Origin of the sequence: Sutcliffiella rhizosphaerae (genome assembly GCF_917563925.1) — a bacterium.
Taxonomy (GTDB): domain Bacteria; phylum Bacillota; class Bacilli; order Bacillales; family Bacillaceae_I; genus Sutcliffiella_A; species Sutcliffiella_A rhizosphaerae.
The window spans coordinates 201,730-214,720 of sequence record NZ_CAKJTJ010000005.1 but is presented as its reverse complement, the minus strand read 5'-3'; the positions used below and the strand labels follow the sequence as shown (position 1 = coordinate 214,720).

General features: G+C 37.3%; 14 protein-coding genes. 1 reads left to right on the top strand and 13 read right to left on the bottom strand.

Features of this window, described 5'->3' with window-relative positions; genetic code table 11:
• Window positions 1–466: 466 nt before the first annotated feature.
• The 6 genes from LRP81_RS07280 to LRP81_RS07255 all read right to left on the bottom strand — a co-directional run bounded on the left by LRP81_RS07280 (window position 467) and on the right by LRP81_RS07255 (window position 5,329).
• Entirely contained in the window at window positions 467–1,852 is a 1,386-nt protein-coding gene (locus LRP81_RS07280) for a sensor histidine kinase (protein WP_230500595.1), read from the bottom strand.
• Window positions 1,849–2,532, bottom strand: a complete 684-nt coding sequence (locus tag LRP81_RS07275; protein ID WP_230500594.1) for a response regulator transcription factor — start codon at window positions 2,530–2,532, stop codon at window positions 1,849–1,851. The genes LRP81_RS07280 and LRP81_RS07275 overlap by 4 nt, the downstream gene beginning before the upstream one ends.
• On the bottom strand, window positions 2,529–3,500 hold the full coding sequence (locus tag LRP81_RS07270) for a YncE family protein (RefSeq protein ID WP_230500593.1): 972 nt from the start codon (window positions 3,498–3,500) through the stop codon (window positions 2,529–2,531). Before LRP81_RS07270 ends, LRP81_RS07275 begins: the two co-directional genes overlap by 4 nt.
• Before the next feature lie 134 nt (window positions 3,501–3,634).
• Window positions 3,635–3,826, bottom strand: coding sequence for a hypothetical protein (locus tag LRP81_RS07265; RefSeq protein ID WP_230500592.1), 192 nt, complete (start codon window positions 3,824–3,826; stop codon window positions 3,635–3,637).
• 56 nt (window positions 3,827–3,882) lie between these two features.
• Complete coding sequence (locus LRP81_RS07260; RefSeq protein WP_230500591.1) at window positions 3,883–4,275, bottom strand: hypothetical protein; 393 nt, start codon at window positions 4,273–4,275, stop codon at window positions 3,883–3,885.
• Between the two features lie 133 nt (window positions 4,276–4,408).
• Complete coding sequence (locus LRP81_RS07255; RefSeq protein WP_230500590.1) at window positions 4,409–5,329, bottom strand: phosphatidate cytidylyltransferase; 921 nt, start codon at window positions 5,327–5,329, stop codon at window positions 4,409–4,411.
• Window positions 5,330–5,434: 105 nt separating this feature from the next.
• Between LRP81_RS07255 and LRP81_RS07250 the strand changes: the two genes are divergently transcribed.
• A complete protein-coding gene (locus LRP81_RS07250) occupies window positions 5,435–5,989 on the top strand; it encodes a hypothetical protein (protein WP_230500609.1) in 555 nt (184 codons plus the stop codon).
• A gap of 35 nt (window positions 5,990–6,024) precedes the next feature.
• On the opposite strand, the gene LRP81_RS07245 is transcribed toward LRP81_RS07250, so the two are convergent.
• The 7 genes from LRP81_RS07245 to ilvC form a co-directional block, all read right to left on the bottom strand.
• Window positions 6,025–6,960: a DUF6612 family protein gene (locus LRP81_RS07245; RefSeq protein ID WP_317987042.1), complete on the bottom strand. Its 936-nt coding sequence runs from the start codon at window positions 6,958–6,960 to the stop codon at window positions 6,025–6,027.
• Between the two features lie 47 nt (window positions 6,961–7,007).
• Window positions 7,008–7,211, bottom strand: coding sequence for a hypothetical protein (locus LRP81_RS07240; RefSeq protein ID WP_230500588.1), 204 nt, complete (start codon window positions 7,209–7,211; stop codon window positions 7,008–7,010).
• Window positions 7,212–7,299: 88 nt separating this feature from the next.
• Window positions 7,300–7,881: a 3-isopropylmalate dehydratase small subunit gene (leuD, locus tag LRP81_RS07235; protein ID WP_230500587.1), complete on the bottom strand. Its 582-nt coding sequence runs from the start codon at window positions 7,879–7,881 to the stop codon at window positions 7,300–7,302.
• Window positions 7,881–9,299, bottom strand: a complete 1,419-nt coding sequence (gene leuC / locus LRP81_RS07230) for a 3-isopropylmalate dehydratase large subunit (protein WP_230500586.1) — start codon at window positions 9,297–9,299, stop codon at window positions 7,881–7,883. The genes leuD and leuC overlap by 1 nt, the downstream gene beginning before the upstream one ends.
• A gap of 24 nt (window positions 9,300–9,323) precedes the next feature.
• The gene (leuB, locus tag LRP81_RS07225; protein ID WP_230500585.1) at window positions 9,324–10,418 is read right to left on the bottom strand and encodes a 3-isopropylmalate dehydrogenase; all 1,095 of its coding nucleotides are present in this window, start codon (window positions 10,416–10,418) and stop codon (window positions 9,324–9,326) included.
• The gene (locus LRP81_RS07220) at window positions 10,415–11,965 is read right to left on the bottom strand and encodes a 2-isopropylmalate synthase (RefSeq protein ID WP_230500584.1); all 1,551 of its coding nucleotides are present in this window, start codon (window positions 11,963–11,965) and stop codon (window positions 10,415–10,417) included. Before LRP81_RS07220 ends, leuB begins: the two co-directional genes overlap by 4 nt.
• Window positions 11,952–12,977 (bottom strand): ketol-acid reductoisomerase, encoded by a 1,026-nt coding sequence (ilvC, locus tag LRP81_RS07215; protein ID WP_230500583.1) that lies wholly within the window; start codon window positions 12,975–12,977, stop codon window positions 11,952–11,954. The genes LRP81_RS07220 and ilvC overlap by 14 nt, the downstream gene beginning before the upstream one ends.
• Between the last annotated feature and the right edge of the window lie 14 nt (window positions 12,978–12,991).

Here is a 12,991-nt window from a genome sequence, read left to right as displayed (position 1 = left end):
GGACAATTAGAAATGCGAAAGCGCCTCGTTCAGCCCCGACAAGCATAAGACAAGCTGGCAAGAAGGTTGGGTTTTACCTTCTGGACAGATTGCTTATGACCTCGAGGGGCTAGGCGCTGGAGCTGGACAATTAGAAATGCGAAAGCGCCTCGTTCAGCCCCGACAAGCATAAGACAAGCTGGCAAGAAGGTTGGGTTTTACCTTCTGGACAGATTGCTTATGACCTCGAGGGGCTAGGCGCTGGACCTGGACAATTAGAAATGCGAAAGCGCCTCGTTCAGCCCCGACAAGCATAAGACAAGCTGGCAAGAAGGTTGGGTTTTACCTTCTGGACAGATTGGATTATGACCTCGAGGGGCTAGGCACTGGAGCTGGACAATTAGAAAAGCGGAAGCGCCATATGCAGCTCCGGCAAGTAAAACGAGGTAGCGAGAAAGCTGGGACAGTTTGCGTTTTATTTCCTCTATTAAAAAGAAAACAAAGGCAATTTTACCGTTACTTTTGTTCCTCGTCCGCTTGTTGATTCCAGTTGTACATTCCCTTTATGCTTGTTTACAATTTGTTGTACGATGGAGAGTCCTAAACCAGTTCCACCTGTTTTTCTAGTACGTGCTTTCTCCACACGATAAAACCTTTCAAAAATATACGGAAGATCATTTTCAGGAATCCCAATGCCTTCATCTTCTATTTGAAAAATTCCTAGATCCTTCATTTGGTGGACTGAAATTTTAATCTTCCTATTCTCAGGAGTAAATTTAATTGCATTGCTTAAAAGATTAACGATTACTTGATCAAGCCTTTTATAATCACCTAAAACAACTACTTCTTCATTAAGGTCCAGTTCTGTTATGATTTTTTTCTCCTTCAATTCTAATCGAAACCGGCGTACTATTTCTTTAACCATTTCTGACAGTATGACTGGCTCTTTATCAAGTGGATATGATGTTCCATCTAATTGCGCCAGGTCTAAAAGATCATGAACAAGTTGGTTCATTCTATCTGTTTCTTTTTCGATAGTCTCTATATATTTTTCAGTTGTAATTAAGTTTTCCTTTACTGCTTCACTATAACCTTTTAAATAGCTAATGGGAGTTCTCAATTCATGTGATACATTCCCTAAGAACTCCTTCCTTTCTTTGTCCACTTCATGTAAATTCTCTGACATCGTATTAATGGACTTACCTAGACTCGTAATCTCATCCTTCCCTTGAACAGCTACTCTTTTTGCAAAATTCCCCTGTGCGATCTCTTTTGCTAGTTTCTCCATTTCTACAAGGGGTCGGACAATTCTATTTGTCATCTTCAATCCAATGCCAACAAGGAATATAATTAATATGACTATACTAGAAAAAAGTAACATCCTGATTGGCTGAAATGCTTCTGTTATAGCTGTTAATGGCATATATAGAAAAATGACTGCCTCTAATCTATCATTTAGTATTAACGGAACAACAACTGCACGAATCTCCTGCTCTAACCCTGTATGGTATTTCGTAAAGATCAGTGTTTTACCAAGTAGTAGCTCCTGCCTTTCTGAAAAAGTAATCAGATTTTGCTCTGCAAAGGAATCAAACGGAGCACCACTTCCTAGCTGCATCGGATCATCCGTAAAAATAATGGATGTTTCTGAACTTTCTTCCACCCATTGTAATCTATCGGATAATACCTCCTGATTCTCTTCTAGAAAAACTGCTTCTAAGTTCCGTCCTTGTTTTAGAAGAATATCTGTCTGTTTTTCAATATACAATATTTGATAAAGATAGTAGGAAACAATTGTTACAAGCAATATTGTGAATACAGATACAGAAATGATAGTCAGCCATATTTTGTAACGGATGGATATAGATTTCATGTTTCCATTCCCTCGAATTTATAGCCAATTCCCCACACTGTTTTTATGTTTACACCCGCAGATTTAAGCTTAAATCTTATTGTTTTTATATGTGTATCAACTGTCCGGTAAGATTCATTATCTGAGTCCATCCCCCATACCACTTCATGAATCTGCTCTCTTGAGAATACTTTCCCTTCATGTTCCATTAAAAATAAGAGAAGATCATATTCTCTTCTAGCAAGATTGACCTTTTTGTCATCCACATATACTTGTCTTGCACTTTTTTGCACCGTAATATTCCCATATGAGAAGACATCAAAAAAGGCTTGATTGTAGCGCCTTAGCAATGCTTCGATTCTTGCTAACAGCTCTTTAGGACTGAACGGCTTCATTACATAGTCATCTGCTCCAAGCTTTAACCCGTTCACTTTATCCCATTCATCACTTTTGGCAGTTAACATCAATATTGGCATTAAATATTTTTCACGGATTTTTTTGCACGCTGTAAAACCATCCAACTCAGGCATCATAACATCTAAAATAATCAGATCCACTTTGTTCAAAAAAAGAAGGTCCAATGCTTCTTCTCCATTTTCCGCAAATAAAACTTCATAACCGTCCTTTTTGAGGTACATTTCAAGTAGGTTTCTCATGTCTGCTTCATCATCAACTACTAAAACTTGAAAGGAGTTTTTCATCTCTCATTGCCTCCTTTAAACAAAAGAAAAGGACCATTTTCTATTACAAAAACATTTTGTACTTCTAAGGTATTTTTGTCGATAATCGCAAGCTCATCTCCATCTAGACATGTGATATATAGATTGTTTTTGTCAACTATCATGTTACTAGGATTATCGCCAACGAAAATTTTTTGTTCTACCGAGTATGTATCTGGATCTAATTTTGATAAGCTATGGTCCCCATGACTTAATACAAATATATCCGACCCCTCGTCCTCTTGTAATATTTGAATAGGCATTAGCCCTGTTTGTACACTTATCTCTTCTTTTTTTGTCTCTGGGTCATAGCCAAAGATTCGGTCGTTTAGACTTCCAGTTGCACCGTGACCACCTGTCCATAAATACTTGCCATCAAACTGCAATCCTTCTGGTCTAGGATTAACATTTATTGAATCTGTTATGTTATTAGAAGTTGTATCAATTTTATATACTTCACTGCTTCCTGCAGAAAGAACAAATAATTGTTGTCCGTTCAGAAGCATTTTTGAAGGATACTCGCCTACTTTTATATCATTTACTTGTTTCTCACTCTGAACATCTATTACTTGAATTGTGTTTGAAATCACATTTGCAGCATATAAGGACTTTTCTTGAGAATCATATAATAAGTCAACAATACCATTACCAACATTCAAAAAAGGTGAAATTATTTTTTCTTCTACATTAATCTTGTATAGTTTCTCTTCTTCTTTCACAGATGCAATAAAAAACCCTGAGCTTATTTCCACTATGGAAGAAAAGGTAAAAGGGAGACTTACTTTCTCTTGTTTGCCTGTTGATATATCCATTGCAGTTATGGCATTTTCTTTTAAATGGGTAATATAAATGGTCGAGTCAAGGTTATTAGTAGTTGGCAATTGAATTTCATTATTATTACAACCTGAAAATGTCAGTACCACTACTAAGAATACGATTATTTTTTTCAACCTATAACACTCCTAATCAAAATACTATCCCTATTTTACTCTATAAATGTGAATTATGTGTGTGAGAAACAAAAAAGATGATTCTTCTAATAAGAACCACCTCAGTATCTGATAATCAGTATTAATGTAATTTGTCATCCATTTAATTTACATTGCTCATAAACATTAGCGTTACCGCCAATACTCTGCCCTCCACATGAAGCACACATGACTGTTCTGGCAAGAGAATCTCCATAAACATCATGATGTTTTTTTAGGGATAGGTTTAAAAAATAAAAAAAGATTGCTACTAATGATGTAAAAGCGATTAAAAATAACCAAAACATACTGTTCCCACACCTCTAATTTTCTATATTTCCCCACAAGACACATGTAAGGTCATTCAATATTGCCTAACAAGTAAAATCAATTTTAATAGAGGATACACTACAATTGCCATTGAAAGTTGGACATATAGTACCATCTCTACTGATATTTTCTCCATTATCAATAGTAAAACCGAACAAACCACACTTGTTGCCATCAATATGTATGCAACATGTCCACTTTTTTGATTGATTTCTGCACGTTTTCTCTTTGTAGGCTGATATCGTCTACGCATGAAAGCACGAATAATTTCAGAAAGTCCCAATAAGATAAAGACCACGGGAATATATTTCAGTTTTCCAGAATTGTGGGCTTCTATCAGCAGAAAAGCACCAAACAACATAATTATTATCGGCAAGCCAAAGGCTAAAAGTGGTTGATCAAATATAGACTGCTCCTCTTTTTCCAAAAAACTTTCCTCCTAACATAAATCCTAGTATGTATACTACCGTAATAAAAGGAATGAAATTGCTATATTCAAGAGTACGAAAGAAGAATCGTTACAGTATATGCAACGATTACTAGGAAACATGATAGTTTATTTACATAAAATCAAAATAATAGCGAATAACATGAAAAAAGATTGGAGCTGAATATGCAAGACTATCCACTCTAGTTAAATAGCTTTTTTTCAATACAGAAGCTTTTTCACCGTCACCAATTAATAAATCTCTCTTTAGAACAGAAATTGCCAAACTTCCTCCAAAACATGAAATACTGATAAGTACACCTGAAAGTAATCCAAAAAGTTCGTCTAGCGGTGTTAAATAGGAATAAATATTGTAAGATACACCTGTTGTCACAAAAGTCGCGATAATAAAACCTTCCCATGTAATATTCGGATTAGATGTCGGAATTACTTTTCTTCTTCCTATATAAAGGGAGACTAGGTGCTGTATCACATCATGCAGTTGGGTTAACACAACTAAAAACAATACTAAATTAGCACCATATTCTGGAGTAGCAATCTGGTAAAATGCAAGATGGCTTAATCCAAATACCATTAACATCAGCCCCCATTGAGTGGAGCTTACAGATCTCAAAAAACCGACTGTCCCTTTGCCAAGGATTCTTGGTAGAGGTAAGAATAAAAAAACATATACCGGAATAAAAACAATAAACATTCCATACCAACCAATATAAATCCAGTAAAATTGGATTGGGATGGATAGATATGCCCAAAGGAACAATTGTCGATCTACTTTTCTCGTCTTTAAGATAGAAAAGTACTCTTTCAATGAAAAGAAACATAAAAACATTAAAGCGATTAAGGAGATTAGAGGGTTAAATAAAGTGGCCACACTAAAAACTGCAAGCATCCCCCACCAAGTTTTTATTTTCACACCTAAATCAGAAAAATCCTTCGATGTAGAGTTTTTCCTAACTATAAGATACATTATATTAAACACACATAACCCCGATGCTATTATCAGCAACGTAATAACCGCTTCTATTTCAAACATGTTAAACCCCCTTTATCTATTATTATGAAATTAATGGTTAATTTTGGTCAAGATAAATTATATAATGAAGTTAGAAAAAGAGTTGTAAGTAAGGCGGTGAGTAAATTGAATGATACACACGTATATATACTATTAACTGATACAGGCACTTTGTTTACAAAATCTATAAAAAAGTATACGAAAGCACCTTATAACCACGTCTCACTTTCATTCGATCCAAATCTTGAAGAGATGTACAGTTTTGGTAGAAAACGACCAAGCAACCCTTTTCATGGTGGATTTGTAAGGGAGAATGTAGAAACTGGGACATATCGAAAGTACCCTGAGACTACCTGTGTTTTATATAAAATGAAGGTTACTGCAAGGGAAATTGAAAAAATGAGAAGAGTAATTAGTATATTTCAGAGGAAGGAAAAGAAGTGGTTTTATAATTTGCTAGGTGTAATTGGAGTGTCTATTAATGAACCAGTAGAGATAGATTCAAGTTATTTTTGCTCACAATTTGTTTCTGATGTCCTTCATCGCTCAGGAATAAAGCTATGGAATAAGCTTCCTTCGCTTGTCACTCCTGATGATTTCAGACAAAGTGAACGATTAGAGTGGCTCTATGAAGGTAAACTTTTTGATTATGAGCCTATAAAACTTCGAATGAATAGATAGAGGTGGAAGGGAAAACCTTCCACCTATCTTCTATATTAAACTCCACCTTGCTCATCTAGCTCTTGCAGGTCTTCCAACGATAGCTCCTCCGCATTATCAAGAACCTCTTGAGGTATCGTAATTTCACCTACTTCATCAAAATTATATAATGTTGCATCGACTTCCTGAATGGACGCTATTGTGTCACCTTCCATGTCCATTTCCATATCCATATAAACAGTCATTTTTGTTTGGAAGAATGTTTCTTTATCCACATGAATGACATAGTTTAACTCGTTCACTGTCATCATAGATAACATCTCCTCCATCATTCCCGACATATCTTCCCCCATCATTCCACTGACCATTCCAATCATTTCATTGAATTGCTCACCTGAACCTTCAAAAGTAAGGACATAAGAGTTACCTTCTTCAGATAATGTCATATTATCTGAATACGCTTTAAGCATTTCCAATTGTACAGCTGGGTTAGATTGCATATCAGATAATGCATTCATCTCATCAGCAAACTCTTGTGGGAGCTTCACCCATTTTTGTTCTAGTGGCTCGAATACAAAGAATCCATCAGAAGTAAAATAGGTTTCGGTATCCATACTCCCCATCATTCCATCTGCATCTTGTACGGATGTTACTTGATACATTGCAAGAGGATTTTGTGATATATCTGATTTTACAGTTGATGACATATTAATGGAGTCTTCCCCAGCCATTGAAATTTCTTGCTCAGTTGTCATTTCCATAGAATAGCTCGATAAACCTGTCATCGCTTCCGTTGATTTTTCTAAAACTTCTTCTGCTGATAAACTATCCGTTACGTCAGACTCACCAGTTTGATTATCAACGTCTTCTACTTGATTATTACTTGTATTCCCTTCACTGGAAGTGTTTTCATTTCCATCCACCGTGTTACTGTCATTGCCACAAGCAGCTAACATCATCATGGCAAGCAGAGTCACTAATAATAACTTCACGTTTTTCAAATAAATCCACTCCTATTCAATTTAATCCCTTTGTTCCTTTACCCTACTTGGATAAAAATAACACCATTACCTAAAGTACATCTTACGAAAGATATTTTGACATTATTACTTACGATAAAAAGTAAGGAATGTTTCACTTTTGTATAAGAATAGGAAATAAGATCTATAAGGCAAATCGGAAGCATCCATTTTTTCTCTAATCGAATATCCATTAAAAAGAGTCCAATGAAATCATTCTTCATTGAACCTTTTTTTCAATAATCTAAAGTCTTCTTTTTATGGATTACACCAATCATTAGCTTAAATTTGGAGGATAGCAGGTAAAAAAATTTAATAATGATTTTTTTCAAACTCAGCTATTTGGTTCTCATACATCTCGGTTAATCCAATATCATCCAGCCCTTTTAATAGCATTTCTTTTCGATAGGGATCTGTGTCAAAATGCAGAATGCTATTTTCTACTCTTATCTCTTGAGATTCCAAATCAATAGTCAATTCTAAATGATTTATTTGTGCTAAAACGAAAAGTTCCTCCACCTCTTCTTCTTTTAATGTAATAGGAAGAATACCATTTTTAAAACAATTATTATAAAAAATATCAGCAAAAGTTGGCGCAATAAGTACTTTGATACCATAATCCAATAACGCCCATGGTGCATGCTCTCTAGAAGATCCGCACCCGAAATTTTTCCTCGCTAGCAGAATGGATGCCCCTTGATACTTTGGTGCGTTAAGGGCAAACTCTTCCATTGGTTTCCCTTTTTCATCAAAGCGCCAATCATAAAATAAAAACTGTCCAAAGCCGGAACGTTCTATTCGCTTTAAAAACTGTTTAGGAATAATTTGATCTGTATCTACATTCTCTTTGTCTAATGGGATAACTGCTCCGCTATGTGTGATGAGTGGTTCCATCAGACAACCTCCTCTTGTTTAGTAAAATCATTTACATCGACAAATCGACCTTTTACTGCTGCGGCCGCCGCCATTGCTGGACTTACTAAATGGGTTCTTGAACCTCTCCCTTGTCGGCCTTCAAAATTACGATTGGAAGTGGACGCACATCTTTTTCCAGGTGGCACTACATCCGGGTTCATACTCAGACACATACTACATCCGGCTTCTCTCCACTCAAATCCTGCAGTCAAAAATACTTCATGCAACCCTTCTTCTTCTGCCTGCTGCTTTACCTTTTTGGAACCAGGTACCACTAAAGCAGTAACATGAGGAGATACTTTTCTTCCTTTTAGTACATCTGCTGCTTGTCGTAAATCCTCAATCCTTGAATTAGTACATGAGCCTATAAAAACATAATCTATACTTATGTCCGATATGTTCATCCCTGGTTTTAGCCCCATGTATTCAATTGCTTGCATAAGAGATTTCTTCTCAGATTGGTTTAATATACTTGAAGGGTCTGGTACTTGACCATTAACACTGCTCCCCATGGAAGGGTTTGTTCCCCAGGTAACTTGAGGTTCAAGATTAGTAATATCAAATTCTATTACTTTATCATATGTTGCCCCATCATCTGTACGTAGAGAGTACCATTCTACTTCTGCTCGATCGCGCTCTTCTCCCACTGGTGCATATTTTCTTCCTGTTAAATACGAAAAGGTGGTTTCATCTGGGGCTACTAATCCAGCTTTTGCACCTGCTTCAATAGCCATATTACATATGGTCATTCTCTCTTCCATTGACATCGCTTTGATAACTTTCCCTGTAAATTCAATAACATAGCCTGTTCCAAAATCAGTTCCATGCTTCGCAATAACTGCAAGGATAATATCTTTTGCTGAGATACCTAAAGGTTTTAAACCTTTAAAATCAAGCTTTAATGTTTTCGGTTTGCTTTGCCATAAACACTGGGTAGCTAAAACGTGCTCCACTTCACTTGTGCCAATCCCGAATGCCAATGCTCCAAAAGCTCCGTGTGTGGATGTGTGGCTGTCGCCACAAACAATTGTCTTTCCTGGTTGAGTTAAACCAAGTTCAGGTCCAATTACATGGACAATTCCTTGCTCAGAACTATGGAGATCTGCGAGTTTAATCCCAAATTCATTGCAATTAGCATCCAAAGTTGTCATCTGTTTATTAGCGATTTCATCTGTTACATGAAATGGGTTAATTGTGGGAACGTTGTGATCCATTGTCGCATAAGTTAAATCTGGCCGCCTTACAGTTCTACCTGTAAGTCTCAGCCCTTCAAATGCTTGTGGTGATGTTACTTCATGAACTAAATGAAGGTCAATATATAACAAACTTGGTTTATTATCTTCTTTTACAACTGTGTGCTTATCCCAAATTTTCTCAAACAATGTTCTAGATTTCATGTCACTCACCCTCCCGAATCATTTTTATCCATTCTGAACTGGTGACTTTAGGTAACTTCTAACCATTGTTCCCATTTGTGTAGTGGTCAGTACCCGCTCCCAATCAAAGCCAATATCCCCTGTTCGATAGCCAGCTTCTAGTGTTTTCTTTACAGCATTTTCAATACTATCTGCCTCATTCTCTAATCGAAGGGAATGTCTAAGCAACATTGCAACAGATAGGATTGTTGCAAGTGGATTTGCTTTATCTTTTCCGGCAATATCAGGAGCAGAACCATGGATCGGCTCATAGAGACCTGGTCCCGTATCACTAAGACTTGCTGACGGCAACATACCGAGTGAACCTGTCAACATGGACGCTTCATCACTTAATATATCTCCAAACATGTTTTCCGTTACGATAACATCAAATTGGCGAGGGTTTCTGATTAATTGCATCGCTACATTATCAACAAGCATATGCTCAAGTTTTACGTCTGGATAATCATAAGAAAGTCTATCGGCTACTTCCCTCCATAGTCTGCTGCTTTCTAACACATTAGCTTTATCAACAGAAGTAAGCTTTTTCTTTCTCCCTTGTGCAATTTGAAACCCTTGACGGAGAATGCGTTCTATTTCTTTTTCTGAATAACGGAGGGTATCAATTGCTTCCTGTCCATTTTCACCATTTTTTCTTTCACGTGGAGTTCCAAAGTAAATACCACCTGTAAGCTCTCTTACAATTAATACATCGGTACCAATAACATTCTCGCTTTTTAATGGCGAAGTATGAAGTAACGCATCAAATAATGTTACTGGTCTTAAGTTCGCGTATAAATTGAGAGTCTTTCGGATTCCTAGCAGTCCAGCTTCTGGCCTTCTATGAGAAAGCTCTTGATCCCATTTTGGCCCCCCTACTGCTCCTAATAGAATAGCATCACTGTTCTTGCATAATTCCACTGTTTCTGTTGGAAGAGGAGTTCCCGTCTTATCGACAGCAACTCCCCCAATCAACCCATACTTCATTTCGAAGGTATGATGAAAATGCTTTGCAACTTCCTCCAATATTAGCACAGCTTCCTTTATTACTTCTGGCCCAATACCATCACCAGGTAATATGGCTATTTTATAATAACTCATCCAACTTCGGCTCCTTTGGCAGCATATCGTGCAAACTTTTCTTTAATGGAAAGACGGTTTACAGCATCCAGATAAGCTTTGGCAGATGCCTCCAATACATCATGCTCCACTCCTCTCCCACTGGAAGTATGACCATCAACATGTATTTGGACATATACTTCTGCTAGTGCATCACTACCATCAGATGTTGATTGAATTCTATAGTCTAAAAGGGAAATCTCTTTTTGCAGAATCCTAGATATAGTATTATAGACAGATTCAACACTACCTTTACCTGTTGCAGACTCTTTCAACAGTTCACCCTCTTTAGTCCTTATCGCAATAGTAGTTGTAGGAATGATATTGGAACCATAAGAAATCTGTAGGGCTTCCATTTGATAGTGCGGGAGCATTCCTTTCACCGAAGAATCCATCATCAGTGCAAATATGTCATCTTCTGTTACCTCTTTCTTCTTCACAGTAAGATCTTTAAAAGCACTAAAAAGTTTTTTCCCTTCTTCTTCATTAAGAAATAGTCCTAGCTCCTCACATCTTTGCTTAAATGCATGACCTCCAGAATGTTTACCTAGAACCATCTTATTAGAATTTAATCCTACCATTTCAGGATTAATGACTTCATACGTACTTTTGTTTTTCAATACTCCATCTTGATGAATACCAGACTCGTGGGCAAATGCATTTGCTCCAACTACAGCTTTATTTTGGGGCACAATCATACCTGTTAGTCTGCTGACAAGATTGCTTGTTCTTACAGTTTGTTTCAAATCTATATTCGTTTCTACCTGATAAATATCTTTTCTAATTTGTAGGGCAACGATAATTTCTTCTAAGGATGCATTTCCTGCCCTTTCCCCAATTCCATTAATAGTTCCTTCTATTTGACCAACTCCACTTTTTATAGCGGCCAATGAGTTAGACACTGCCATTCCAAGGTCATCGTGACAATGAGCAGATAGCTTAACTTTGTCAATATTCGGTACATGCTTGCTAATATATGTGATTAAATGAGCATACTCATCAGGAGTAGTGTAGCCAACTGTATCTGGAAGGTTTATTACTTTTGCTCCTGCGTCAATGACCTTTTCAATAATATGAGCTAGAAATGGCCACTCACTTCTCGTTGCATCTTCAGCCGACCATTGAACATGTTCAAAATACTTAGCTGCATATTGTACGGCATTTACAGCAGCTTCCACCACTTCTTTTGGTTTCTTTTTTAATTTATATTCCATATGAATGGGGGAAGTGGCCAGAAACACATGTATCCCATTCTTCTCTGCATCTTTTACAGCTTCATATACTGCATCAATATCTGATTTGATAGATCTTGCAAGACCGACTACTCTTGTTTTTTTTACTGCTTTCGCAATTTGTTGAACTGCTTGAAAATCCCCATAGGAAGAAGCAGGGAAGCCTGCTTCCATAATATCAACTCCATACTTCTCAAGTTGAAGGGCAATTTCCAACTTCTCGTGAGGATGAAGGTTTACCCCAGCTGATTGTTCTCCATCTCTAAGTGTTGTATCAAATATCTCAACCTTGCGCACTACCAACCACTCCTTTCTTTTTCGACTGAATGAATGGCATTTTCGCACGGAGCTCCCTTCCAACTACTTCGAGTTGATGTTGTTTTTCTTGATTATTGATTGCATGGAACATTGGACGGTTAGCTTGATTTTCTAAAACCCACCCTTTTGCAAATTGACCAGATTGGATGTCTGTAAGAATTTGTTTCATCTCTTTCTTCGTATTTTCATTCACAACTCTAGGACCTGCTGTGAAATCTCCCCATTGTGCTGTGTCTGAGATAGAGTAGCGCATCCCTTCAAGTCCAGATTCATATAAAAGATCTACAATTAGCTTAAGTTCATGAAGACACTCAAAGTATGCTACTTCAGGTTGGTATCCAGCTTCCACTAAAGTTTCAAATCCTGCTTTAACAAGTGAGGTAGTACCACCGCATAATACGGCCTGTTCACCAAATAAATCCGTCTCCGTTTCTTCTTTAAAGGTCGTCTCCATAACAGCAGCCCGCCCAGCTCCTACTGCTTTCGTGTATGCAAGTGCTGTTTCTTTCGCTGTTCCAGTAGCGTCATGATATACCGCGAACAACGCTGGAACACCACCGCCATCTTCAAATACTCTCCTAACTAGATGTCCTGGTCCTTTCGGCGCTACTAGAAATACATCTACATCACTTGGTGGAACTACTTGATTAAAATGAATATTAAATCCATGAGCAAATGCCAATGCTTTTCCAGCCATCAAATGAGGTTCAATTTCTTGCTTATAAACTTCTGGCTGTTTTTCGTCTGGTAATAGGACCATTACTACATCAGCTGATGCTACCGCTTCACCTACGGATGAAACCTGAAACCCATCTCCTTTAGCTTTATCCCAAGACCCACCTGGTCTTACCCCTACTACAACGTCTACTCCACTATCCCTTAAATTTTGGGCATGTGCATGACCTTGTGAGCCATATCCCACAATTGCCACCTTTTTTTCGTTAAGAGCTGACTGAGAGATATCATCGTTATAATACATTTTTGCTGCCATGATTCTTCCTCCTT